General features: G+C 71.7%; 25 protein-coding genes and 1 pseudogene. 14 read left to right on the forward strand and 12 right to left on the reverse strand.

Going from position 1 to position 24,004, the window contains the following annotated elements:
• Positions 1-103: 103 nt before the first annotated feature.
• The gene (map, locus tag ABB07_RS27410) at positions 104-961 is read right to left on the reverse strand and encodes a type I methionyl aminopeptidase (RefSeq protein WP_208901208.1); all 858 of its coding nucleotides are present in this window, start codon (positions 959-961) and stop codon (positions 104-106) included.
• A 58-nt stretch (positions 962-1,019) separates the two neighbouring features.
• On the opposite strand from map, the gene ABB07_RS27415 reads away from it, so the two are divergent.
• Positions 1,020-1,253, forward strand: coding sequence for a hypothetical protein (locus ABB07_RS27415; protein ID WP_208901209.1), 234 nt, complete (start codon positions 1,020-1,022; stop codon positions 1,251-1,253).
• Here ABB07_RS27415 and ABB07_RS27420 read toward each other — a convergent pair whose 3' ends face one another.
• Positions 1,254-2,531 carry an MFS transporter gene (locus ABB07_RS27420; RefSeq protein ID WP_208901210.1) on the reverse strand — a complete coding sequence of 426 codons (1,278 nt, stop codon included), beginning with the start codon at positions 2,529-2,531 and terminating at the stop codon, positions 1,254-1,256.
• Between the two features lie 279 nt (positions 2,532-2,810).
• Positions 2,811-3,407, reverse strand: coding sequence for a hypothetical protein (locus ABB07_RS27425; protein ID WP_208901211.1), 597 nt, complete (start codon positions 3,405-3,407; stop codon positions 2,811-2,813).
• A 149-nt stretch (positions 3,408-3,556) separates the two neighbouring features.
• Between ABB07_RS27425 and ABB07_RS27430 the strand changes: the two genes are divergently transcribed.
• The 4 genes and pseudogenes from ABB07_RS27430 to ABB07_RS27445 all read left to right on the forward strand — a co-directional run bounded on the left by ABB07_RS27430 (position 3,557) and on the right by ABB07_RS27445 (position 4,915).
• A complete protein-coding gene (locus tag ABB07_RS27430; protein WP_208903849.1) occupies positions 3,557-3,709 on the forward strand; it encodes a sialidase family protein in 153 nt (50 codons plus the stop codon).
• Positions 3,673-3,927: pseudogene (locus tag ABB07_RS27435) on the forward strand (hypothetical protein); the annotation flags it as partial. The gene ABB07_RS27430 and the pseudogene ABB07_RS27435, both read left to right, overlap by 37 nt.
• A gap of 10 nt (positions 3,928-3,937) precedes the next feature.
• On the forward strand, positions 3,938-4,660 hold the full coding sequence (gene npdG, locus ABB07_RS27440) for an NADPH-dependent F420 reductase (RefSeq protein ID WP_208901212.1): 723 nt from the start codon (positions 3,938-3,940) through the stop codon (positions 4,658-4,660).
• An 84-nt stretch (positions 4,661-4,744) separates the two neighbouring features.
• Entirely contained in the window at positions 4,745-4,915 is a 171-nt protein-coding gene (locus tag ABB07_RS27445; RefSeq protein WP_208901213.1) for a hypothetical protein, read from the forward strand.
• Here ABB07_RS27445 and ABB07_RS27450 read toward each other — a convergent pair whose 3' ends face one another.
• Positions 4,916-5,686, reverse strand: coding sequence for a site-2 protease family protein (locus ABB07_RS27450; RefSeq protein ID WP_208901214.1), 771 nt, complete (start codon positions 5,684-5,686; stop codon positions 4,916-4,918).
• A gap of 107 nt (positions 5,687-5,793) precedes the next feature.
• Here ABB07_RS27450 and ABB07_RS27455 point away from each other — a divergent pair, with 107 nt between their 5' ends.
• Both ABB07_RS27455 and ABB07_RS27460 read left to right on the forward strand, forming a co-directional pair.
• Positions 5,794-6,330 carry a DUF6578 domain-containing protein gene (locus tag ABB07_RS27455; RefSeq protein WP_208901215.1) on the forward strand — a complete coding sequence of 179 codons (537 nt, stop codon included), beginning with the start codon at positions 5,794-5,796 and terminating at the stop codon, positions 6,328-6,330.
• 14 nt (positions 6,331-6,344) lie between these two features.
• Positions 6,345-9,614 carry an ATP-binding protein gene (locus ABB07_RS27460; protein ID WP_208903649.1) on the forward strand — a complete coding sequence of 1,090 codons (3,270 nt, stop codon included), beginning with the start codon at positions 6,345-6,347 and terminating at the stop codon, positions 9,612-9,614.
• 13 nt (positions 9,615-9,627) lie between these two features.
• Here the strand turns inward: ABB07_RS27460 and ABB07_RS27465 are convergent, their stop codons facing one another.
• The 3 genes from ABB07_RS27465 to panB form a co-directional block, all read right to left on the reverse strand.
• Positions 9,628-10,452: an ABC transporter permease gene (locus tag ABB07_RS27465; RefSeq protein WP_208901216.1), complete on the reverse strand. Its 825-nt coding sequence runs from the start codon at positions 10,450-10,452 to the stop codon at positions 9,628-9,630.
• Complete coding sequence (locus tag ABB07_RS27470; protein WP_208901217.1) at positions 10,449-11,474, reverse strand: ATP-binding cassette domain-containing protein; 1,026 nt, start codon at positions 11,472-11,474, stop codon at positions 10,449-10,451. Before ABB07_RS27470 ends, ABB07_RS27465 begins: the two co-directional genes overlap by 4 nt.
• 499 nt (positions 11,475-11,973) lie before the next feature.
• Complete coding sequence (gene panB, locus ABB07_RS27475) at positions 11,974-12,858, reverse strand: 3-methyl-2-oxobutanoate hydroxymethyltransferase (protein ID WP_208901218.1); 885 nt, start codon at positions 12,856-12,858, stop codon at positions 11,974-11,976.
• Positions 12,859-13,073: 215 nt separating this feature from the next.
• Between panB and ABB07_RS27480 the strand changes: the two genes are divergently transcribed.
• From ABB07_RS27480 to ABB07_RS27495, 4 genes are all read left to right on the forward strand, one after another.
• Complete coding sequence (locus tag ABB07_RS27480) at positions 13,074-14,660, forward strand: MFS transporter (RefSeq protein WP_208901219.1); 1,587 nt, start codon at positions 13,074-13,076, stop codon at positions 14,658-14,660.
• Positions 14,661-14,739: 79 nt separating this feature from the next.
• Complete coding sequence (locus ABB07_RS27485; RefSeq protein ID WP_208901220.1) at positions 14,740-15,366, forward strand: TetR/AcrR family transcriptional regulator; 627 nt, start codon at positions 14,740-14,742, stop codon at positions 15,364-15,366.
• A 268-nt stretch (positions 15,367-15,634) separates the two neighbouring features.
• A complete protein-coding gene (locus ABB07_RS27490; RefSeq protein ID WP_425264825.1) occupies positions 15,635-16,603 on the forward strand; it encodes an endonuclease/exonuclease/phosphatase family protein in 969 nt (322 codons plus the stop codon).
• 120 nt (positions 16,604-16,723) lie between these two features.
• The gene (locus ABB07_RS27495; protein WP_208901222.1) at positions 16,724-17,941 is read left to right on the forward strand and encodes an MFS transporter; all 1,218 of its coding nucleotides are present in this window, start codon (positions 16,724-16,726) and stop codon (positions 17,939-17,941) included.
• Between the two features lie 125 nt (positions 17,942-18,066).
• Here the strand turns inward: ABB07_RS27495 and ABB07_RS27500 are convergent, their stop codons facing one another.
• Both ABB07_RS27500 and ABB07_RS27505 read right to left on the reverse strand, forming a co-directional pair.
• Positions 18,067-18,426, reverse strand: a complete 360-nt coding sequence (locus tag ABB07_RS27500; RefSeq protein WP_208901223.1) for an ATP-binding protein — start codon at positions 18,424-18,426, stop codon at positions 18,067-18,069.
• Positions 18,423-18,647 (reverse strand): hypothetical protein, encoded by a 225-nt coding sequence (locus ABB07_RS27505; protein WP_208901224.1) that lies wholly within the window; start codon positions 18,645-18,647, stop codon positions 18,423-18,425. Before ABB07_RS27505 ends, ABB07_RS27500 begins: the two co-directional genes overlap by 4 nt.
• Before the next feature lie 111 nt (positions 18,648-18,758).
• Here ABB07_RS27505 and ABB07_RS27510 point away from each other — a divergent pair, with 111 nt between their 5' ends.
• On the forward strand, positions 18,759-19,622 hold the full coding sequence (locus tag ABB07_RS27510; RefSeq protein WP_208901225.1) for a helix-turn-helix domain-containing protein: 864 nt from the start codon (positions 18,759-18,761) through the stop codon (positions 19,620-19,622).
• Entirely contained in the window at positions 19,594-19,797 is a 204-nt protein-coding gene (locus ABB07_RS27515) for a DUF397 domain-containing protein (protein WP_208901226.1), read from the forward strand. Before ABB07_RS27510 ends, ABB07_RS27515 begins: the two co-directional genes overlap by 29 nt.
• Positions 19,798-19,852: 55 nt before the next feature.
• On the opposite strand, the gene ABB07_RS27520 is transcribed toward ABB07_RS27515, so the two are convergent.
• The 3 genes from ABB07_RS27520 to ABB07_RS27530 form a co-directional block, all read right to left on the reverse strand.
• Complete coding sequence (locus tag ABB07_RS27520) at positions 19,853-21,793, reverse strand: S53 family peptidase (protein WP_208901227.1); 1,941 nt, start codon at positions 21,791-21,793, stop codon at positions 19,853-19,855.
• Positions 21,794-22,072: 279 nt separating this feature from the next.
• Positions 22,073-22,708, reverse strand: a complete 636-nt coding sequence (locus ABB07_RS27525; RefSeq protein ID WP_208901228.1) for a DUF305 domain-containing protein — start codon at positions 22,706-22,708, stop codon at positions 22,073-22,075.
• Positions 22,708-23,385, reverse strand: a complete 678-nt coding sequence (locus ABB07_RS27530; protein WP_208901229.1) for a DUF3105 domain-containing protein — start codon at positions 23,383-23,385, stop codon at positions 22,708-22,710. Before ABB07_RS27530 ends, ABB07_RS27525 begins: the two co-directional genes overlap by 1 nt.
• Positions 23,386-23,536: 151 nt before the next feature.
• On the opposite strand from ABB07_RS27530, the gene ABB07_RS27535 reads away from it, so the two are divergent.
• Positions 23,537-23,989 (forward strand): RrF2 family transcriptional regulator, encoded by a 453-nt coding sequence (locus ABB07_RS27535; RefSeq protein ID WP_208901230.1) that lies wholly within the window; start codon positions 23,537-23,539, stop codon positions 23,987-23,989.
• Positions 23,990-24,004 lie beyond the last annotated feature (15 nt).

Here is a 24,004-nt window from a genome sequence, read left to right on the forward strand (position 1 = left end):
CAGTGTGTCGGAAAGGCATCAGGGGCGAGCGCGCAGCAAAAAGGCCCGCCCTCCGAAGAGAGCGGGCCGCGTACAGAAGGGGATGGAAGGGGCAGGAGGAGTGTTACGGCAACGTGAGGATCTCCGCCCCGGTCTCCGTCACCACCAGCGTGTGCTCGAACTGGGCCGTCCGCCTGCAGTCCTTCGTCACGACCGTCCAGCCGTCCTCCCACATGTCGTACTCGTGGGTGCCCAGCGTCAGCATCGGCTCGATCGTGAACGTCATGCCCGGCTGCATGACCGTCGTCGCGTGCGGGCTGTCGTAGTGCGGGATGATCAGGCCCGAGTGGAAGGCGGAGCTGATGCCGTGGCCGGTGAAGTCGCGGACGACCCCGTAGCCGAAGCGCTTGGCGTAGGACTCGATGACCCGGCCGATGACATTGATCTGCCGTCCCGGCTTGACCGCCTTGATGGCGCGCGTCAGGGCCTCCCGGGTCCGCTCCACCAGCAGCCGGGACTCCTCGTCCACGTCCCCGACCAGGTAGGTGGCGTTGTTGTCGCCGTGCACCCCGCCGATGTACGCCGTCACGTCCAGGTTGACGATGTCCCCGTCCCTGAGGACCGTCGAGTCCGGGATGCCGTGGCAGATGACCTCGTTGACCGACGTGCACAGCGACTTCGGGAAGCCGCGGTAACCGAGCGTGGAGGGGTAGGCGCCGTGGTCGCACATGTACTCGTGGGCGACCTTGTCCAGCTGGTCCGTGGTGACCCCCGGCGCGATGATCCTCGCGGCCTCCTCCATCGCCCGCGCGGCGATACGGCCGGCGATCCGCATCGCCTCGATGGTCTCCGGACTCTGCACCTCAGGACCGGTGTACGGCGCCGGCGCGGGCTTGCCGACATACTCGGGGCGGCGGATGTTCCCGGGGACAGAACGGATGGGGGACAGCTCCCCCGGTACGAGCAGCGACTGGCCAGACATGCCAGCGAGTCTATCGAGCGGAGTTGGGGGATCATGTCGTTGGCGAGAGGAGCTGTTCATGCCCCTGTTCAAGAAGCGCACCGCCGGCAAGCCGGGCGAGTGGTACTACTGCCTGGAGCACAAGAAGGTCGAGGAGGGCCCGGAGTGCCCGGGCAAGGACCGCTTCGGGCCGTACGCCTCCCCTCAGGAGGCCCAGCGCGCGATGGAGACCGCCGCCGAGCGCAACCTCCAGTGGGAGAACGACCCGCGCTGGCACGACGCGCCGGCCGGCGGCAGCACCGAGGAGGAGTGATCACGCCCGGGTGGGCACGGCCGCGGCGCGGCGCTCGCGCATCCGTACCGCGTGCTCGTTGGTGCGGGCGTCGTACGTCATGAGCCCCGGCAGGCACAGCGCGAGCAGTCCCATGGCGCCCGCACACGCCAGCCCGCCGGAGACGACGGAGGTCCGTACGCCCGCCCAGGCGGCCATGCCCCCGGCCCGCACCTGGCCGAGCTGCGGGCCGACCGAGTAGGACAGCAGCTCGATCCCGGCGAGCCGGCCGCGCAGCTCGTCCGGGATCGTCTGGTTCCACATGGCCGACCGGAAGATCCCGCTGACCATGTCGAACCCGCCGCCGACGGTGAGGAACAGCAGGACGAGCCACAGGTTCCCGCACACGCCGGCCGCCGCGACCGCCAGGCCCCAGCCGGCCGCCGACAGCACCACCATCAGCCCGTGCCGGTGGATCCTCGACGCCCAGCCGCTGGTCAGGCTCACCAGCATGGCTCCGGCCGGGACGGTGGCGTACATCAGGCCGAGCGCCCACTCGGCGCGCAGTTCGTCGGCGAGGAACGGCAGCACCGCGAGCGGCATGGCCAGGAACATCGCCGCGAGGTCCACGACGTAGGTGCCGAGCAGTTCCTTGCGGCCCCAGGCGTACCGGGCGCCCTCCAGGACGGCGCCCAGCGAGGGCTTGGACGCCTCGTGGGAGGCGGGGGAGGGGGCGATCCGGACGATGTACGCCAGCGAGACGGCGAAGGTCAGCAGGTCGGCGGCGTACGCCCAGCCGAGGCCCGCGTAGGCGACGACCACGCCCGCGACGGCCGGTCCCGCGACGCCGCCGACGGTCCAGCGCAGGGAGTTCAGCGAGGCCGCGGCCGGCATGTCGGCGTGGGCGACGATCCGGGGCCACAGGGAGTCGAGTGCCGGGCGCTGGACGGAGACCAGGGCGGAGGAGAGGGCGGCGACGGCGTACAGCGGCCAGATCGCGGGGTGCGGGAGTAGGGCGCCCAGCAGCAGGGCCGCGCTGAGCAGGCCCTGGCCGGCCTCCGTCCACACGATGAGCTTCCGCTTGTCCAGCGCGTCGGCGAGGGCGCCGCCGTACAGACCGCACACGATGAGCGGCAGCAGCTCCACGGCGCCGATCGCACCCACCGCGGCCGCGGATCCGGTGAGGTCCTTCAGCTGGACGGGGAGCGCGACGAAGGTGAGGAAGCTGCCGAAGTTGCTGATCAGCCCCGACTTCCAGAGCCGGCGGAAGTCCGCGGAGGCCTTCCAGGGGGAGAGGTCGGGGAGGAGGGCGCGGGTCACTTCAGGGATGCTCGGCCAGCCGGGACCAGCGGGCAACTGCTTTTCCACGCGCTCGGGGGCTCCGCCCCCAGACCCCCGTTTCCCACCCACCCACCCGTCTCGGGTGCTTGACTGCCTTCGGCAGGACCGTGCGGCGACTGCGCCACAGCCGGGCCCTTCGGGCTGCGCCACAGCGGGGCCCTTCGGGCTGCGCCACAGCGGGGCCCTTCGGGCTGCGCCACAGCGGGGCCCTTCGGCGCCCTTCCAGCCGACCGAGACGGGTGGGCGGGTGGGCAAAGGTCACCAGGGGGCAGGCGGCGGTGCCGTCAAAGCCTCCGCCAGCTTCGACAAACGGTCCCGGAAGCTCCGCCGAACCCTCGGAGAGCCTCCGTTCTCCCCGGCCGCCGCGCTGACCAGGTGCTGGACGGTGTCCAGGTCCAGCTCCGCCCCGTCAGGCACGGCCAGCGTGTCATGAGCCATGGCCGCGAGGTCGCCGCCACCTGGACCCAGGGCCAGTACCGTCACCCCGGCCCGCCGAGCCGAGTGCACCCGCTCCAGCAGCGGTGCGGGCTCCGAGGGGGCCACGACCAGGAGCGTCTCGCCGCGTCGCGCCGCCTCGATCCGGCCCGGGCCCACGGCCAGGTGCGGCGGGTCGGAGGGGCGCGCGTGCTGCCGTACCAGGGTCGGTGCCAGCTCGGGCGTCCCGGACCACGCGGCCTCGTCCACCAGGTGCGCCGCCAGATGCCACGGCTCGTACTCCGGCGTGCCCACCAGCAGCAGCCCGCCCCCGTGCGCCACCACCGAACCGCGCAGCACCCCCGCGAACCTCCGGGTGGCCCCCAGCCACTCGGTCCCGGCGAGCACTTCCCGCAGCAGCGCGACCCGTACGGCGTCCATGCGCCCGCATCCTGCCGCAACCGGTCACTCGTGACGCGGAGTTCACCCGGAATTCGCCCACCCCGGGGACATGCACCGGTCACCGTGCGAACAGGTACCCGTACGAACCGTTCAGCGTTCCCCAGCCCGCCACCCCTGGGAGCCGCCCGATGACCGACGTCACCGTCCCCTTCCGCGCCGGACACGAGGGCTACGCCGTTTTCCGGATCCCGGCGGTGGTGGCCACCGGTGCCGGTACCCTCCTCGCCTTCTGCGGGGGCCGCGTCACTCCGGCCCGGCCGACCCCGCCCGGCGCGCCCTGATGGCGATCCGCGCCTCCACCGACGGCGGCACCACCTGGCGCACCGCGTGCACCGTCGACGGACTGCCCGCCGCCTACTCCGACCTGGTCCGCGTCGATGCGGACACCGTCGGACTCCTCTACGAGACCGGCGACTTCAGCGCGTACGAGACCATCGCCTTCCGCCGGATACCGGTCGCGCGGCTCGCCGAGCCGGTGCCGTGCCCGCCACGGACGTAGAGTCGCACCCATGACCTCTACGACCTCTTCCGACAGCGCACAGACCCCGGCCAAGGCCCCCGCCAAGGACCCCTGGGACCTGCCCGACGTCTCCGGCTACGTCGTCGGCGTGCTCGGTGGCACCGGACCGCAGGGCAAGGGCCTCGCCTACCGGCTCGCCCGGGCCGGCCAGAAGGTGATCATCGGCTCGCGGTCCGCCGAGCGCGCCCGGGCCGCCGCCGAGGAGCTCGGCCACGGTGTCGAGGGCGCCGACAACGCCGAGGCCGCGCGCCGCAGCGACATCGTGATCGTCGCCGTACCGTGGGACGGGCACGGCGACACGCTGAAGGCGCTGCGCGACGAACTGGCCGGCAAGCTGGTCGTGGACTGCGTCAACCCGCTCGGCTTCGACAAGAAGGGCGCCTACGCGCTCAGGCCCGAGGAGGGCAGCGCCGCCGAGCAGGCCGCCGCCCTGCTGCCGGACTCCCGGGTCGCCGCCGCCTTCCACCACCTGTCCGCCGTCCTGCTCCAGGACCCCGGGATCGAGCAGATCGACACCGATGTGATGGTGCTCGGCGAGGAACGCGCCGACGTGGAGATCGTGCAGGCCCTCGCCGGGCGCATCCCCGGCATGCGGGGTGTCTTCGCCGGCCGGCTGCGCAACGCCCACCAGGTGGAGTCGCTGGTCGCGAACCTGATCTCCGTCAACCGCCGCTACAAGGCACACGCCGGGCTCCGCGTCACGGACGTGTGACCCCATGGGGGACACTGGTCGGCGAAGCAGTTCCGAGCAGTGTCCCCGACGGGAACCACAGGATCCGACAGGAGTCCCCCAGCCATGCCCCGCATCGCCCTCTACACCCTCGTCGTCTGCGTGCTCTCCGTGGCCGCCGCCGTCGTCTCCTTCGTCCAGGGCAGCTGGCTGGGGATCGTCTGGGTGCTGCTGGCGGGCCTGACGTCCAACATGACCTGGTACTACGTCAAGCGCGACCGGGCCGCCCGGGCCTGACTAGGCCCAGAAGCGGTACAGGCTCCAGCCGTACGAGACGTCCGTCCCGCTGACCCCCAGCCCGCGCAGGATCGCGTCGATCATGTCGAAGAACGGGCCGTTGACCGCCGGCACCCACAGCAGCGCGAACGCGAACATCAGGCCGAACGGCGCGAACGGCTCCACCTGCCGCTTCACCTTGTACGACAGCCAGGGCTCGAGGACGCCGTAGCCGTCCAGGCCCGGTATCGGCAGGAAGTTCAGGACCGCCGCCGTCACCTGCAGCAGGGCCAGGAAGGCGAGCGCGAACCGGAAGTCGCCCGGTACGCCGTCCAGCGCGTGCAGCCAGAAGGGCGCCGTGCACACGGCCGCGAACAGCACGTTCGTCAGCGGGCCCGCCGCCGAGATCAGGCTGTGCCGCCAGCGGCCCCGGATCCGGCCGCGCTCGATGAACACCGCGCCGCCGGGCAGCCCGATCCCGCCCATGATCACGAAGAGGACCGGGAGCACGATGCTCAGCAGCGCGTGCGTGTACTTCAGCGGGTTCAGGGTGAGGTAGCCCTTCGCGCCGACCGTGATGTCGCCGCTGTGCAGGGCCGTGCGCGCGTGCGCGTACTCGTGCAGGCACAGGGAGACGATCCAGGCCGCCGTCACGAACAGGAACACCGCGACGCCCGGCCGTGCCGCGTACCCCGTCCAGGTCGCCCAGCCGGTCACCGCCGTGACGGCCAGGATCCCGGCGAACACGGGAGAGACCCGACGCTCGCCGCTGCGGGTGGTGGCGGTGGTCATCAGCGGGCTCCTGTGCGGTGAGGACGGTCGGAAGTGCGACCGTACCGGCCGCGCACTCGTGGGGGAAACGTCTCGCGCTCGCCGTCCGGTTCCTGGACCCTGGGGGAATGCCACGGATGAGGGTGTTCTACGAGGACTGGCAGATGGAGTGCTGCGGAACGCCCTTCGCGGTGGGCGACGAGGTGGCCTGGCGGCTGGTCGCCTACGACGCCCAGGACATCCGACAGGGGTGGGGCTACGGCGCCGGGGCCCGGGTGGAGGGCCATGGCGGGGGCCCGGACGAGGAGACCACGGTCCGGGTGCGGACCACGGGCCGGGTGCGGACCACGGGCCGGGTGCACGCCATCGAGCTGGTGCGGCAGGAGTTCGTGGTGCACACCGACCCGCGCCTGCGCGATCAAGCCGACCGTGCCCGGGAACCGGGCGAGCAGTCACCGGGGCTCGTCCTCCTCCCGTCCCCGTACCGCATGGAAGCGGTGCCCGGCGCGCACACCCTGGAAGCCGTCCGCACCTGCCCGAAGTGGTTCGAGAGGGAGGAAGCCGGCAGGGGCCCGGGCCCGCACCGGGTCCGCCGAGCCGTCGGCGTCCTGGTCACGCTGGACGTCCCGGACGGCACGCCGCCGCAATCCGGTGACCGCCCGTGACCGCTTCCGGGACAATGGACCCCGTGCGCTTCTCGCTGCTCGGCACCACCCAGGTACTCCGCCCCGACGGCACGGCCGTCCCGGTCGGCGGGGCGCGGCTGCGTACCCTGCTGGGCGTGCTCGCGCTCCGGGCCGGGCGGACCGTGCCCGTGGGCGTGCTGGTCGACGAGGTCTGGGGCGCCGACCCGCCCGCCGACGCCGCCGGGGCGCTCCAGGCGCTGGTCGGCCGGCTGCGCCGTACCCTCGGCGCGGACGCCGTCGCCTCCGCCGAGGGCGGCTACCGGCTCACCGCCGCCCCCGACGACGTCGACCTCACCCGCTTCGAGCGGCTGACCGGCGACGGCCTGCGGGCCCTCGCCGACGGCGACCCGGCCAAGGCCGCCGTCGTCCTGGACGACGCGCTCGCCCTGTGGCGCGGGCCCGCCCTCGCCGACCTGCCCGACCACACCGCCGAGGCGGCCCGCTGGGAGACCCGCCGCCTGGACGCGCTGCGCGCCCGGCACGCCGCCGCCCTCGCCCTCGGGCACGCCGAGCAGGCCCTGCCCGAGCTGACCGCCCTGTGCGACGGGCATCCGCTGGACGAGCCGCTGCAGGCGCTGCGGCTGCGCGCCCTGCGCGACGCCGGCCGCCCGGCCCAGGCGCTCGCCGCCTACGAGGACGTACGACGGCTGCTCGCGGACCGGCTCGGCTCCGACCCCGGGCCCGAACTGCGCGCCCTGCACGCCGAGTTGCTGACCGCCGAGGAACGCCCGGCGCCGAGGCCGGAGCCCGTGGGCAACCTGCCCGCCCGGCTCACCTCCTTCGTCGGCCGCGAGGCCGACATCGAGGCCATCGGCGCCGACCTCGCCGCCGCCCGCCTGGTCACCCTGCTCGGTCCGGGCGGCGCCGGGAAGACCCGGCTGTCCCAGGAGGCCGCCGAGGCGGTACGGCACACCGTCCGGGACGGGGTGTGGCTGGCCGGACTCGCGCCCGTGGACGACCCCGAGGCCGTACCGCAGGCCGTGCTCACCGCGATCGGCGCCCGCGACACCGTGCTGCACGGCGCCGGCGCCGAGAGCATCCGCGCGGTCACCGACCGGCACGACGACCCCCTCGAACGGATCGTGGAGCACTGCGCCCGGCGCCGGATGCTGATCATCCTCGACAACTGCGAGCACGTGATCGAGGCCGCCGCCCGTCTCACCGAGCACCTGCTGGCCCGCTGCCCCGAGCTGACCGTCCTCGCCACCAGCCGCGAACCCCTCGGCGTACCGGGGGAGTTGGTGCGTCCGGTGGAGCCGCTGCCGGAGCCGGTCGCGCTGCGGCTGCTCGCCGACCGGGGCGCGGCGGCCCGGCCCGGTTTCCGCGTCGCGGACGACCCCGAGGCGTGCGCGGAGATCTGCCGGCGGCTCGACGGACTCCCACTCGCGATCGAGCTGGCGGCGGCCCGGCTGCGCATGCTGAGCCCGCGCCAGATAGCCGACCGGCTCGACGACCGCTTCCGGCTGCTCACCTCCGGCAGCCGCACCGTCCTGCCCCGGCAGCAGACCCTGCGGGCCGTCGTGGACTGGTCCTGGGAACTGCTCGACGCCGACGAGCGGGACGTCCTCGCCCGGCTGTCCGTCTTCGCGGGCGGCTGCGACCTGGCCGCCGCCGAGGCCGTGTGCGGGCCCGTCGCCCTGGACGCGCTCGGCTCCCTGGTCGACAAGTCCCTGGTGGTGGCCGCGCCCCTGCCGGGCGAGGGGGCCGACGGCGCGATGCGCTACCGGCTGCTGGAGACGGTCGCCGAGTACGCCGGCGAACGGCTGGACGAGACCGGGCACCGCGCCGGCGCCGAGCGCGCCCATCTGACGTACTACCGCGAACTCGCCCGCACCACCGACCCGTTGCTGCGCGGCCCCGAACAGCGCACCGCCATCGACCGGTTCCAGCTGGAGTACGAGAACCTGCGCACCGCCCTGCGGCACGCCGTCACCACCCGCGACGAGCAGGAGGCGCTGTGCCTGGTGCTGTCCCTGCTGTGGTTCTGGCAGATGCGCGACCAGCGCATCGAGACCCGCACCTGGTGCCGGGAGGTCATGGCACTCGGCCCCGACCCCTTCACCGCCCCCGCCCGGCCCGCCGAGCCGGTCTGGCGGCGCTGCACCGACGCCCCGCCCCCGTACGCCGGCGAGGTCCTCGCCGAGGCCCGGCGCGGCGTCCACCTCGCCCACCTCGCCTGCATGGACACCGAGCTGGACGCCTGGCAGACCCCCGAGGCACAGGCCAAGCTGCACGCCATCACCCAGGTGTACGAGCCGGGGCTGCCGCAGACCTGCCGGGCGCCGGGCATCCTGTGGTTCTACGCGGTCATGCTGACCGGCGGCGCCGAGCGGATGCGGCCCGTCATCGACGCCTGCGTCCAGACCTGCCGGGACACCCCCGGCTTCGAGTGGGAGCTGGCCGGGACCCTGCAGATGCGCGCCAACGTCCTCGCCAACCGCGCCGACTGGGCCGGCAACGCCGTCCGCGACGCCGACGAGTCGCTGGAGATCTTCCGCCGCCTCGGCGACGCCTGGGGCACCGCCGAGGCGCTGGCCGCGCGCGGCGAGGCCCATGAGCGCCAGGGCGACTACCGCGAGGCCGCCGCCGACTACCGGGCGGCCACGGAACACGCCGAACGCCTCGGCGCGCGCGGCCAGATCGCCCTCCTCGCCGCCCGGCTCGGCAGCGTGCTCATGGAGGCGGGGGAGCTGGAGGCCGGCGAGCGGATGCTCCGGGACGTCGTCGCGAGCCAGGAGGGCCGGCACAACGAGGCGCGGCCCGCCGCCCGGCTGTTCCTCGCCTGCTGGCTCGGCCTGACCGGCCGCATCCCGGAGGCGCGCGAACAACTGCGGTCGCTGCGCGAGGAGTTCACGATCGCGCACTTCGTCGTCTTCGACTCCATGATCCTCACGCAGGAGGCCTGGCTGGACGCCCTCGACGGCCGTGCCGAGGACGCGCTGGAGCGGACCCGGCGGGCGCTGGATCTCGCCCAGGACCCGCTGTCCAAGGCCGTCGCCCCGCACCTGGACTCCATCTGCCTCTACACCGGGGCGATGGCCCTCGCCCGGCTCGACGGCGGCAGCCGGGCCGCCGACGCCGCCCGCTGCCTCGGTGCGGCGCTCGCCCTGCTGCCGCCCGGCCACATCCTCTCCGGGGTGGAACGCCGGGTCTGCGACATGACCGAGGACCGGATCCGGGAGAACCTGGACGAGCAGGCCTACCGGGCCGCCCGTGCCGAGGGCGGTGGCCTCTCCCTCGCAGAGGCCACCGCCCTGCTCTGACGCGCGGCGGGCGTCAGGTCTTCGTGCGGAACTTGTGGATCGCGACCGGTGCCATGACCGCCGTGATCGCCACCGACCAGGCCACGGTGACCCACAGGTCGTGCGCCACCGGGCCGCCGACCATCAGGCCGCGGGCCGCGTCCGCGAGCGTGGACAGCGGGTTGTAGTCGGTGAAGTGCTGCAGCCAGCCCGGCATCGACTTGGTCGGCGCGAAGATCGACGAGCCGAACTGGAGCGGGAACAGCACCAGGAAGCCCATCGCCTGCACGGACTGCGCGTTCTTCAGGATCACGCCGAGGGTGAGGAACACCCACATGATCGAGGAGGCGAAGAGGGCGGACAGGCCCACCGCCGCGAACAGGCCGGCCCAGTGGTGGATGTGGAACCCGACCAGGACGGAGACGATCATCAGTACGGCCGTGGCGAACAGCATCCGCCCCAGCTCGACGGCGATCTTCGCGAACAGCACGGACCCGCGGCCGATCGGCAGCGACCGGAACCGGTCCATGACACCGCTGTTGAAGTCCTGGCTGAACCCGGTGCCGACGCCCTGGGACAGCGTCATGCTCATCATCGCGATCATGCCGGGGATGACGTACTGCACGTACTTGCCCTGGCCGCCGCCGAGCGCCTGCCCGATCGAGCCGCCGAAGACGTACACGAACAGCAGGGTGAAGACGACCGGCATCAGCAGCGCGTCGAACATCGACTCCGGGTCCTGGCGGATCCAGAGCAGGTTGCGGCGGATGAGGGCGCCGGTGTGCCGCAGGTGCCCGCGCAGCGGGATCCGGGCGTCGGCGTCGACGGCGGGGTTGGCGGTAGCAGTGGCGGCGCTCATACGGCGACCTCCTCGCGGGAGTCGGTGGGCGTGGTGTCCTGCGGGGCACTGGCGCGGTGGCCGGTGAGGGACAGGAACACCTCGTCCAGGCTGGGCAGTTCGGTGGTGATGGAGGAGATCGTGATGCCGCGCGCGGTGACCGCGCCGACCACGGCGGTCAGCTGCTCGTCGCTGAGGACCGGCACCAGCAGGGTCCCGGTCTCGCGGTCCACGGTGGTGGTCGCGAGCCCGGTGATGCCGAGCTCGTCCAGCATGTCGGCGAGCGGGCGCAGCTGCAGCGGGTCGACGGGCCGGACCCGGAGCGTGCGCCCGCCGACGCGGGCCTTCAGCTCCTCGATCCCGCCCGTGGCGATGACCTTGCCGCGGTCGACCACGGTCAGCTCGGAGGCGAGCTGCTCGGCCTCCTCCATGTACTGGGTGGTCAGCAGCACGGTGACGCCGTCGCCGACCATCGCCTTCACCTCGTCCCACACCTCGTTGCGGGTGCGGGGGTCGAGCCCGGTGGTCGGCTCGTCCAGGTAGAGCACGGCCGGGCGCCCGATCATGGAGGCGGCGAGATCGAGGCGCCGCCGCATGCCACCGGAGTAGGTGCTCGCCGGCCGCCTGGCCGCCTCCGTCAGGGAGAACCGCTCCAGCAGCTCGTCGGCGCGGGCGCGGGCGTCCCTGCGGGACAGGTCCAGCAGCCGGCCGATCATGTACAGGTTCTCCCAGCCGGGCAGCTTCTCGTCGACGGAGGCGTACTGGCCGGTGAGCCCTATGGTCCGGCGCAACTGCCGCGGCTGCCGTGCGACGTCGTACCCGGCCACGGTGGCCTGGCCGGCGTCCGGGGTGATCAGGGTGGACAGGATCCGTACGAGGGTGGTCTTGCCGGCGCCGTTCGGGCCGAGCACGCCCATCACGGTGCCCTCCCGCACGTCCAGGTCGACACCGTCCAGTGCCTTGGTCTCGCCGTAGTGCTTGACCAGTCCCCGCACCGTCACTGCGTGGCTTTCGCCGACGGGGTTGTCATCGATTCGCGTCATGGGGAAGACGGTGCCAGTGCCCACCGACAAACCACCGACACGGTGCCTACAGGTTGCCGACAGCGCCTTTTCTGCCCACCCGCCCACCCGTCTCGGTCGGCAGACAGGGCGCCGTCCAGGGGACTTCTCGGCCTCCCGAGCCGAGCCCGCGGCGGTGCCTTCGCTGCCCACGGTTTGCCCACCCGCCCGCCCGTCTCGGTCGGCTGGAAGGGCGCCGTCCGGGGAGTTTTCGGCCTCCTGAGCCGGGTCTGCGGCGGTGTCTTCGTCTTCGCTGCCCACGGTTTGCCCACCCGCCCACCCGTCTCGGTCGGCCGGGGGGCTGGTGTGGCGCTGCGTGGGTTCGGCGCCGTGTGGGCAGCCTTTCAGGCGACCGAGACGGGTGGTGGGTGGCCATGGGCCGGGGGTCTGGGGGCGGAGCCCCCAGGGGCGGTGGGTCCCGCAGAGCGGCAGCCCGCCGACGGGGGACGATCGGCGGGCTGCCCGGTGTTTCCGCAATGGCTCAGTGGACGGAGTGTTCCTCCAGCGGGAAGGTCCCGGAGACGACCTCCTCGGCGAACGACTTCACCGCGTCGCCCATGACCTCACGCAGGTTGGCGTACTGCTTGACGAACTTCGGCACCCGGCCGGAGGTCAGGCCGAGCATGTCCGTCCAGACCAGGACCTGCGCGTCCGTCTCCGGCCCGGCACCGATCCCGACCGTCGGGATGTGCAGCACCCGCGTCACCTCGGCCGCCAGCTCGGCCGGCACCAGTTCGAGGACCACGGCGAAGGCCCCCGCGTCCTGGACGGACTTCGCGTCGCGCAGCAGCTGCTGGGCCGCCTCCTCGCCCCGGCCCTGCACGCGATAGCCCATCGCGTTGACGGACTGCGGGGTCAGGCCGATGTGGGCCATGACCGGGATGCCGGACTCGACCAGCAGCCGGATCTGGTCGTGCGAGCGCTCGCCGCCCTCCAGCTTGACCGCGCCGACCCCCGCCTCCTTCACCAGCCGGGTCGCCGAGCGCAGCGCCTGCACCGGACCCTCCTGGTAGGAGCCGAAGGGGAGGTCGCCGACGATCAGGGCGCGCTGGGTGCCGCGCACCACGGCCGCCGACAGCATGGTCATCTCGTCGAGGGTGACGGGCACGGTCGTCTCGTAGCCCAGGTGACAGTTGCCCGCCGAGTCGCCGACCAGGATCACCGGGATCCCGGCCTCGTCGAAGACGGACGCGGTCATCGCGTCGTAGGCGGTGAGCATGGGCCACTTCTCGCCCCGCTCCTTGGCGAGGGCGATGTCGCGGACGGTGATGCGGCGGGTGCCCTTCCCCCCGTACAGCGCCTTGCTGCCGTCGGAGGACTTGTGCGGCGCGCTCTGCGCGTTCTGGGCAGCCGAAAGCTGCGTCATGGCAACGGCTCCTTCAGTCATCTCGAGGCGCCCTGACGGCGTCCCCGGATCGCCTCCATGGTGGCACTTCGTGCCAGCCACGGCCAGGGGGCCCGCCTGTGATCCCGCCGATCCCCGCCGAACCCCGCTCGGGCCGGAAGCGAGCGGCGTAAGGTCTTGGTAAAGAAGTAAGATACGAGACCGTTCCGTATCGAAATGGCCGTACGCTCGAACACATGACAAGTCCCGTCCCTGCCTCCCGGATACCGGAAGCGGTGCACCGGCGCCGCTGGGCGATCCTGGGCGTGTTGATGCTGAGCCTGCTGATCGTGGTGCTCGACAACTCGATCCTGAACGTCGCCATCAAGACCATCTCCAGCCCCGCACCGACCGGCCTCGGCGCCTCCCAGGGCCAGATCGAGTGGGCGATCAACGCCTACACCCTCGTCTTCGCCGGCCTGCTGTTCACCGCCGGTCTCATCGGTGACCGCCTCGGCCGCAAGAAGGTGCTGCTGGGCGGCATCGCCGTGTTCGGCATCGGCTCGATGCTCGCCGCCGAGTCCGGCTCGCCGGACCAGCTGATCGCCTACCGCGCCCTGATGGCCCTCGGTGCCGCCTTCGTCATGCCCGCGACGCTCGCCGTGCTGATGAACGTCTTCGAGCGCGAGGAGCAGCCCAAGGCCATCGGCATCTGGGCGGGCGGTGTCGGCCTCGCGATCGCCATCGGCCCGATCACCGGCGGCGCGCTCCTCGACCACTTCTGGTGGGGCTCGGTCTTCTTCGTCAACGTGCCGATCGTGATCGTCGCGCTGGTCCTGATGACCTGGCTGGTACCCGACTCCCGCGACCCCAGGCCCGGCCGCCTCGACCCCGTCGGCGTCGTCCTGTCCGTCGTCGGCCTGGTCCTGCTGGTCTACGGCATCATCAAGGGCGGTGAGCTGGCCGACTTCACCGACGCCAAGGTGCTGGCCACCATCATCGCCGGTCTCGCCGTCCTGACCGCGTTCGTCCTCTTCGAGAAGCGCAGCGACCACCCGTCGCTCGACGTCACCTACTTCAAGAACAAGGTCTTCTCGGCCGCCATGAGCGCCATCGCGCTGGTCTTCTTCGCGCTGATGGGCGTCACGTTCTTCGGCGTCTTCTACACCCAGAGCGTGCGCGGCTACTCGCCGCTGGAGTCCGGTGTGCTGATGCTGCCGCTCGCCTGCGCCCAGCTGATCTTCGCACCGCGCGCCCGGCTGCTGGTCGACCGGTTCGGCAACAAGGCCACCACCACCGCGGGGCTGGTGCTGATCGCCGCCACGCTGGCCGCGTTCGCCACGTTCGAGGCCGACACGCCGATCTGGATCCTGGAAGTCGTCTTCTTCCTCATGGGCACCGGCATGGCGCACATCATGACGCCGACCTCGGTCGTCATCATGCAGGCGCTGCCGCGCGAGAAGGCCGGCTCGGCCTCCGCGCTCAGCAACACCTTCCGCCAGGTCGGCGGCGCGCTCGGCATCGCCGTCCTCGGCTCGGTGCTCGCCACGTCGTACCGCAACGGCATCGAGGGCAAGCTCGGCGTGCTGCCGCCCGCCCTGCGCGACAAGGCCGCCGAGTCCATCGAGGCCACCCTCGGCATCGCCGGCAGGCTCGGCCCGCAGGGCAAGGCCCTGGTCACGCCCGCCGACGACGCGTTCCTGCACGCGATGCACGTCACCGCCCTGTGCGGCGTGGGCGTCGCGCTGATCGGCGCCGTGGTGACGGCCCTGTTCCTGCCCGGCAGGCCGCCGGCCGCTCAGAAGGGCGAGCAGGAAGCCGAGTTGGTGGCGGCTGCGGACTGACGCGAATTCGATCGTGACTCAACGGGGGAAGGAGGCCGCTGCGGGACAATTCCCGCAGCACACTGAGAGGACGGACGACGTGAGCCTTGCCGAGAGCCGGCCGCGGCCGGACGGCCCCGCGCGGGGACGACCCCGCAGCGAGGCCGTGGAACGGGCCATTCTGGAAGGCGTGATGAAGCTCCTGGAGGACGGCGTACCGCTCGCCGAACTCTCCATCGAGCGCGTCGCGCGCACGGCCGGGGTCGGCAAGGCCACCATCTACCGCCGCTGGAGCGGCAAGGAGGAGTTGTTCGTCGACGTCATGCGCGCCGCCGAACCTCCCGACCCGGTACTCCCCGGCACCTCCATGCGCGACGACCTCGTCGCCCTGCTGGAGTCGCTGCGCCGGCGCGGCCTGGTCAGCCGCTCGGCGATCCTGCACAACGTCTACGCCCAGATGAAGTCCAGCCCCAGGATCTGGTCGGCGTACCACGCCGCGGTCGTCGAACCCCGGCGCGCCCTCGGCCTCGACGTGCTGCGCCGCGGGCAGCGCGACGGCGAACTGCGCGCGGACATCGATCTGGAACTGGCCAACGACATGTTCGTCGGACCCATGCTCGTCCGTGCCGTCCTGCGCCCCGAGGGCGAACTGCCCGAGGGCCTGGCCGAGACGATCGTCGACACCGTCCTGGAAGGTCTACGGCCCGTCAGCTCGACAGCCTCGTAGCACCGATGTGCGCGTTCTGTCACAGACCGCCCCGTTGCGGTGGTGATCGGAACTCCCCGCCGCGCCTCGTTCGTCCTCGTCTTCCGTACGGCCGTCATGGGACGGCGGGAACGGAGCCGATCATCCCCTAGGGTCGGAAGAACACGGGGGAACGACGGCGTGTACGGCAGGCAGTGAGGCAGACGGTATGGCGCAGCAGGCGTATGTGACGGAGACGGACAACGGCGGCTCGGGGCCCGAGCGACCGGGATCCCGGCTTCGGCGCCTGATGCACCGCCTGTTCGCCGGCTGGCGCGACGACCCGCGCATCTGGCGCCGGGGCATCGTTCTGGCGCTCCTCGCCCTCCTCCTGGCCCTGGTGATGCTGCTGCACTCGCGCATCCCGAACCGGGTGGGCAACCTCGGCAGCCTCACCGAGACGTTCCTGCCGTGGCTGGGCCTCGCCATCCCGGTGCTGCTGCTCCTCGGGCTGCTCCGCAGGTCGGCGACCGCGCTGATCGCCGTACTCCTCCCGGCGACGGTGTGGCTGAACCTCTTCGGCGGGCTGCTCACCGACAAGACGGGCTCGGGCGGCGACCTGATGGTGGCGACCCACAATGTCAACGCCGGCAACCCCGACCCCGCCGCGACGGCCCGCGAGGTGGCCGCCTCCGGCGCCGACGTCCTGGCCCTGGAGGAGGTCCCGGCGTCGGCCCTGTCCACCTACGAGAAGGCGCTCGCGCCGACGTACAGGTACCACGGCGCCGAGGGCACGGTCGGCCTGTGGAGCAAGTACCCGATGAGCGACGTGCGGGCGGTGGACATCAAGCTCGGCTGGAAGCGCGCGATGCGGGCCACCGTGGCCACGCCCAAGGGCCCCCTCGCGGTGTACGTCGCCCACATGCCCTCGGTGCGGGTGAAGATGGACGCCGGGTTCACCGCTCAGCAGCGCGACACCAGCGCCGACGCACTCGGCGAGGCCATCGCCGCCGAGCCGCTGAAGCGCGTCGTCCTCCTCGGCGACCTGAACGGCACGATGAACGACCGCTCGCTCAACGCCGTCACCTCCCAGATGCGCTCCACGCAGGGCGCGGCGGGCAGTGGCTTCGGGTTCAGCTGGCCGGCGTCGTTCCCGATGGCGCGGATCGACCAGATCATGGTCCGGGGCGTCGAGCCGGAGAGCTCCTGGACCCTGCCGCGCACCGGCAGCGACCACCTTCCGGTGGCTGCCCGTGTGAAGCTCGACACGTCGTCGTAACCCCTTGGAATACCGGGCCTGAGAGGCTTTGTTCCGTAGCTGAACATAAGCTGTACGGAACTCCGCTCTCGTCGACCCCCACGCCGGGTCGGCTCCTACCCTGAAAGGCACAGGCCCTTCATGCCCCTGGCCCTGCTCGCCCTGGCCGTCGGCGCTTTCGGTATCGGTACGACCGAGTTCGTGATGATGGGCCTGCTGCCCGATGTCGCGGACGACCTGCACATCTCGATCCCCACCGCCGGACACCTGGTCTCCGCGTACGCGCTGGGCGTGGTGATCGGCGCCCCGCTGCTGGCCGCGCTCACGGCCCGCATGTCCCGCCGCACGGTGCTGATCGCCCTGATGGCGCTGTTCGTGCTGGGCAACGCCCTCTCGGCGTTCGCCCCCGGCGACGACGCGCTGCTGGCCGCCCGCTTCCTCAGCGGCCTGCCGCACGGCGCCTTCTTCGGCGTCGGAGCGGTCGTCGCCACGGCGATGGTCCCGCCGGAACGCAAGGCGCGCTCGGTGTCGCTGATGTTCCTCGGCCTGACGGTCGCCAACATCGCGGGCGTGCCGGTGGCCACGCTGATGGGCCAGCACCTGGGCTGGCGGGCCACCTTCCTGGGCGTGAGCGTGATCGGCCTGGCGGCGATAGCGTCGCTGGCGCTGCTGATCCCGCACGACCGGGCGCAGGCCGCCGCTTCGGCCGGCCTGCGCGGCGAACTGGCCGCCCTGCGGTCCCTGCCGGTCTGGCTGGCCCTCGGTACGACGGTGGCGGGCTTCGGCGCGCTCTTCGCGGCGTACAGCTATGTGACCCCGATGCTGACCCGGTCGGCCGGGTTCGCGGAGGGCGACGTGACGCTGCTCCTGGCTCTGTTCGGGGTGGGCGCCACGGCGGGCAACCTGCTGGGCGGCCGCCTGGCGGACCACTCGCTGCGGGGCACGCTGTTCGGCGGCCTGACCTCGCTCGGGCTCGTGCTGCTCCTGTTCCCGGTGCTGATGCGCGCGGAGTGGAGCGCGGCGCTCGCGGTGACCCTGCTGGGCATGGCGGCCTTCATCACGGGTTCCCCGCTCCAGCTGATGGTGATGGAGAAGGCGGCAGCGGCGCCCTCCCTCGCCTCCTCCGCCAACCAGGCGGCCTTCAACCTGGCCAACGCCGGCGGCGCCTGGATCGGCGGTCTGGCACTGGCGGCGGGCTTCGGTACGACGTCCCCCGCGCTGGCGGGAGCGATGCTGGCGGTGCTGGGCCTGGGCGTGGCGAGCGTGGCGTGGGCGGTGGACCGGCACCGGGGGACTCCGTCGGTGGAGCGGGTCATCACCTCCCACGTGCCGGAGGGGGCGAGGGTGTTGCACCACTGAGTGAGCCTTTCGCCCACCCGCCCACCCGACTCGGTCGGCTGGAAGGTGAGCGAGGGGGCCGGCTGCTGCGAGCCCCGTCTGTCAGTCGCTGTCTGGCCGGAGGAGTGGGCGGTCCAACGGCGACTTCACAACTCGCACCACACCGTCTTCCCGTCGGCCCACTGCTCCACCCCCCATCGCTCGGCAAGCGCGTCGAGCAGGGCCAACCCCCGCCCGGACTCCGCCGTCTCCGTCGCCGACATCAGGACAGGCAGGGCGCGTGGGTCGGGGTCGGTCACCTCGATGCGGGTACGGGGGCCGAGACGCGCCGCCGTACCCACGACTCGTACCGTCACCGGTGTGCCCTCACCGACGTGGTCGATCACGTTCGTCAGTAACTCCGTCGCGCACAGACGGACCTCGAAGTCGTGCTCACGCAGGTGGTGGCGCAGTTCCGGTGCCGCCTTCGGTGTGGCCAGGAAGCGGAGTTCGAGCACTGTCCTCACCGGCCCGCCGTCTTCCTGAGCGCGGCGGTCAGCGCCCGCGCCGTCGCCGTGTTGCAGTTCCCGAGCGTGACGAGTCCGGCGGGCCGGCCGTACCTGCCCGTGAGGCTCGGCAGATCCACCCGGAGGGACGGGAGCGTGATGTCGTGCAGGGCGAGGGCCGCGCGGAGATCCTCCACGCAGAGAGTCACGTCGTAGGCCGTGGGGGAGTGGTGGTCGGGCATGGGGTGAGCAACCTTCTGTGCGGTCTGTGACGAACGCCTCACAGAGTGTCGCCCCGCTCGCTACCGTAAAAGAGGTTTCGCGTTCGCGACCGGGGCAGCGAAAGGTGAACGATGGCACGGCGCAAGGACATCGACGGCTCGATGAGCGTCCCCACCTTCTACGGCAAGGAGTTGCGGTGGAAGAGGGAGGCGGCGGGCCTGTCGCTGGAGGCGTTCCTCGAAGGCAGCTTCTACGGCAAGACCTACCTCAGCGACATCGAGCGCGGGGAGCGGAGAATGCCGCTCGACCTGGCCCGGCACGCGGACCGGAAACTCAACACCGACGGCTTCTTCGAGCGCCATTGCGAGGATGTGCGGAAGGCGCGGAGGGCCGGTCATGCCGAGTACTTCGAGAAGGTCCTGGACGCGGAGAAGCACGCCCTGACCATCGAGGAGTGGTGCCCGATCCTCTTCCCGGGGCTGCTGCAGACTCCGGCCTACGCGCGGGCCGTCATCCTGGCGGGCCTCCCGCTGTCCGCCGATGCCGAGGTGGAAGAGAAGGTCAACGGCCGGATGGCGCGTGCCGACCTCTTCGAGGCGGACCATCACACTCCGGAGTACTGGGTGATCCTGCACGAATCCCTGATCACCGAACCGCTCGTAGATTCCCAGCACATGGCAGCGCAGCTCGACCGCATCGCGGAGCTGGCGGACCGGCGCCGGATCACTCCGCAGATCGTCCCGCGGAAGCAGAGGGCGTACCCCTTGATGGCTGCCTCCGTCATGACCATGACGTTCCCGGATGCCCCGCCGCTGGTGTACACCGAGGCGTCCTACACAGGTGACACCATCGATGATCCGGTCTTCGTGGGCCAGTACCGCAAGGCATACGATCGGCTCAGGGCCGTCGCGCTGTCACCAGACACGTCCCTCGCCATGATCAAGGCTGCGGCAGAGGATTACCGAAATGGCAACCATCCGGATCGACTTGAGTGAAGCTCTCTGGCTCAAGAGCAGCTACAGCAACGAAAGCGGCGGCAACTGCGTCGAAGTGGCAGCCAACATCCCCAACCTCGTCCCCGTACGCGACTCCAAGGTCCCCGGCGGCCCGGTTCTCCTCCTTCCCCCCACCGCCTGGACCCCCTTCATCACCGCACTCAAGTCGGCGTAACGCAAAGGGGCCCGGGGTCTTCACGACCCCGGGCCCCCTTCCGCTCAGCGGAGCGTCACCGCTTCTTGGCGTACGACTGCACGTAGCCGTTCGCCGGCGAACCGACGCCCGTCACGTTGTCGTAGCCCTTCACCGCGGACAGCGAGCTGTCCTTGCCGAGGCTGCGGACCGAGTACAGCAGGCCGCCCTTGGCGTCGAAGCCGTTGGCGAAGTCCACCCGGACCTCGGCCAGGCCGGAGCCGGTCGGGTTGTCCGTGACGTCGTGGAACACGCCCTTGTCGTACTTGGCGTAGATCGTCGGGTTGGCGAAGCCGATCGCCTTGCCGCCGCGGGCCTCCTGGGCCAGGGCCTGGACCGCCGCGATGACCGGAGCGGCCAGCGAGGTGCCGCCGATGCGGTACTCGCTGTACTGCTGCGATCCGTCCGGGAAGGTCTGGGTCTGGCCGACCAGGAAGCCGGTGTTCGGGTCGGCGATGGCCGCGATGTCCGGGACGACGCGGTTGCCGTCGGCGCTGTTGGCCTTGGCGAGCGAGTCCGGGACGACGCCCTTCTGGTAGTACGGCTCGGCGACCGTCTTGCTGGTGCCGCCGCCCGCGCCCGAGGTGAAGGCGCCGGGGAAGTTCGTCCAGCTCTTGCCGTCCGCCGACAGGGTCGCCTTCTCGGTGCCCCAGCCGGTCTCCCACTGGTACTTGTCGCCCTTGCCCACGGCCAGGGACGTACCGCCGACCGCCGTCACCCAGGCGGAGTTGGCGGGGGTGTCGACCTGCTTCGTACCGGTGTTGGCGACCTCGTCGCCGTTGTCACCGGAGGAGAAGTAGAAGCCGATGCCCTGCACCGCGCCCAGCTGGAAGACCTGGTCGTAGGCGGCCGCGAGGTCCGGGGTCTGGTTGGCCTCGATGTCGCCCCAGGAGTTGGAGACGATGTCGGCCAGGTGGTTGTCCACGACCTTGCTGAGGGAGTCCAGGAGGTCGTTGTCGTAGCAGGAGGCCGCGCCGACGTAGGTGACGTCGGCGTCCGGCGCGACCGCGTGCACGGCCTCGACGTCGAGGGTCTCCTCGCCGTACCAGCCCGCGGCCTTGCACTCCTTGATCTTGGTGTAGTTGGCCGGCAGCACCTGGTGCAGCTGGCCGGTCTTCCACGCCGCGTCACCGTGCTTGACCGCGTACGTGCCCGCGTCGTAGGCGATGGTAGGCGAGGCGTAGGCGTCGGTGATGGCGACGCGGACGCCCTTGCCCGTGTAGGCGCCCGCACCGTAGGCGGCGCGCAGCTGCTTGCCCGTGTAGCCCCTGATCGCGTAGGGAGCCTTGGCGCCGTACGCGTCCGGCAGCGTGCTCGCGATGTTCGAGCCGTAGTACGACGAGAACGGCCCGGAGTTCTTGAACACGGCGTCCGGCGGCGGCAGCTGGTCGTCGTGGTGCGACACGTGCGGGGCGTTGTCCAGGCCGGTGACGGTCAGGACGGCGCCCTTCACGGCCTCCGGGACGGACGCGGCCTGCGCGGGGGCGCGGTAGGTCGCCGAGCCCTTGGCGTAGTTGTGCAGCTGGGTGCCGAATGCCTTCTCGGCGGCGGCCACGTCACCGGAGACGGCGACGTAGTGCTGGGTGACCTCGGTGACCTTCAGGCCGGCCGACGTCAGCCAGGACTTGACCGCGGCCACCTGGGCCTTGGTGGCCCCGAACTGGGCCTGGGCCTTCTTGGCGTTCAGGTACTTGCCGTACAGCGGCGAGCTGGGGTCGGACACGGCCTTGGCGTAGGCCGCGAGGCCCGCCGCGTTCTTGCCGGCCAGGTAGACCCGGGCGTTCACCTGGGCGCTGTTCGAGGTCGCGCCCTTGTCCGCCTTGGCCGTGGCCCACAGCGGCTTGGTGCCTTTCAGTGCCTCACGGGCGGGGCTGTCCGCAGCGTGTGCCGCGGGTATGCCCAGCGCCAGCGCGCCGGCGACCATGGGCAGTGTCGCTGCCATGCTCACGGCGCGCAGCTTGGCGCGGTTGGATCTCATAGAACCCCCTGCGATGCGGTTCGCATGCATGTAGTGGTCGATACGTCATGCATCCGCGTGCCGGCCCGCGGCGGTTCGGCCGGCCCTGTGGATCACACGATGGGGGTCACTCTTTCGATGAACGGTTCATGCCAGGGGAACGGAAAGGTCAAGAGAAACCCAAGTAACCGTCAGGTGGGGCGATTTGAGGCCTTTATCCTTACGGGCACGTAACGAAACGGCTTGCCCGCTGTTCACAACCGCCGCACCGCTCTGTTCACAGGAGCCGTTCCGCTCCGCTCACGAACGCGGCTTCGCGCCCCGCTCCTTCAGCATCCGCGCCATCACCTGGAGCTCGGACTGCTGGGCGTCGACCATGCCCTGGGCGAGCCGCTTCTCCACGCCGACCGTGCACTTGGCCACGCATCCCTCGGCCATGTGGATCCCGCCCTTGTGGTGGTCCGTCATCAGCTGCAGGTAGAGGATCTCGGCCTGCTCGCCGCTCAGCGACTGGAGCTTCCGCAGCTCCGTGTTCGTCGCCATGCCCGGCATCAGCGAGCCGTCCCCGCGCTCGGGCATGTCGCCCATGCCCATCCAGGACATGGGCGGCTTCGCCGACACCTTCGGCAGCCCCCACAGATCCAGCCAGCCGAGCAGCATGCCGCGCTGGTTGGCCTGCGTCTGCGCGATGTCGTACGCGAGCCGCCGCACTTCCGCGTTCTGCGTGCGGTCCCGGACGATGTACGACATCTCGACGGCCTGCTGGTGGTGCACGGCCATGTCCCGCGCGAACCCGGCGTCCGCCGACTCGGCGGCCGGCACCTGTGCCGACGAGCCGCCGCTGGAGTCCTCGGCGACCGCGTACGTGATCGCGCCGGCCGCGACGAGCACCGCCGCCGCGGCCCCGGTGAGCCAGCCGACGTACCGTCGCCTCACTACATCGCCCCGCTGGTGCAGGCGGCTCCCGGCTCCGGGGTCTGCGGGCCCTGGACGTACGCGGCGAAGAACTTGTTCACCTCGGGGTCGGACGCGCTCTTGACGGTCACCTGGTGGCCCCAGGCCGACAGGACCAGCGGCGCCGCCTGGTTCTCGTACGGGCTCATCAGCGAGTACGGCGTCTTCTTCACCTTCGCCGCCAGCGCGTCGACGTCGGCCTTCTGCGCCTTGCTGGTGTACGTCACCCAGACCGCGCCGTGCTCCAGCGAGTGCACGGCGTTCTCGTCCTGCAGCGGCTTGGTGTAGACGGTGCCGTCGCAGGTCGCCCAGATCGGGTTGTGGTTGCCGCCGACCGGGGGGTGCATCGGGTACGCCACCTTGGCTTCTACGTGCGTGCGCGCCAGCTTCCCGCTCCAGGTCCGCACGCCGTCCTTGCCGGTGACCCAGTGCCCCGAGTCACCGGAGTTCCCGGTGGCCTTGGAGTCGCTCGCGCTGTTCTTCTTGCTGTCGGACCGGGAGTTCACGAGGACCACACCGCCGACCACGAGGCCGGCGACGACCACCACGCTCGCGGCGATGGTGAGCGCGCGGTTGCGGCGCTCGCGCGCACGCTCCGCACGGCGCATCTCCTCTATGCGCGCCTTGCGCGCCGCGCTGCTGTTCTTGGCGGAACCCATGAGTGTCCTTCTGGGGAAAAGGGCCGGCAACGGGAAGGGTGGGGCCCGCTGATCGTAGTGGGGCAGGGGGTGGCTCCCGTAGACCGGGAGCGGCAAAGAGCCGCCCGCGCGATAATTTGAACCGCGGATGCGTATTACCTAGGCTCGTGGTATGCGGCTCCTGCGCTCCACCGACCTGGCCCTGCGCGTCCTGATGCGACTGGCCGTGGCCGCCGGCACCCTGCCCACCACCCGCCAGGTCGCGGCGGACATGGACGTGCCCTACACGCACGCCGCGAAGGTCGTCGCCGAACTCCAGCACCTGGGCCTCGTGGACGCCCGGCGCGGCCGGGGCGGCGGCCTCGCCCTCACCGCCGAGGGCCGCACGGCCTCGGTCGGCGCGGTGGTGCGCACCTTCGAGGGCGACGGCGACGTGGTCGACTGCGAGGGCACGGCGGGTACGGCCCCCTGCCCGCTGAACGCCGCCTGCCGCCTGCGCGGTGCCCTGCGCCGGGCCCAGGAGGCCTTCTACGCCGCCCTGGACCCGATCACGCTCGCCGAGCTCGTCACCGACCCGACGGGGCCGCTGCTGCTGGGCATCTCCCGGGGGCCGCAGGGCGGCTGACACCGGTGAGCGGGG

The organism is Streptomyces incarnatus (assembly GCF_001027185.1).
In the GTDB taxonomy this organism is placed as follows: Bacteria; Actinomycetota; Actinomycetes; order Streptomycetales; family Streptomycetaceae; genus Streptomyces; species Streptomyces puniciscabiei.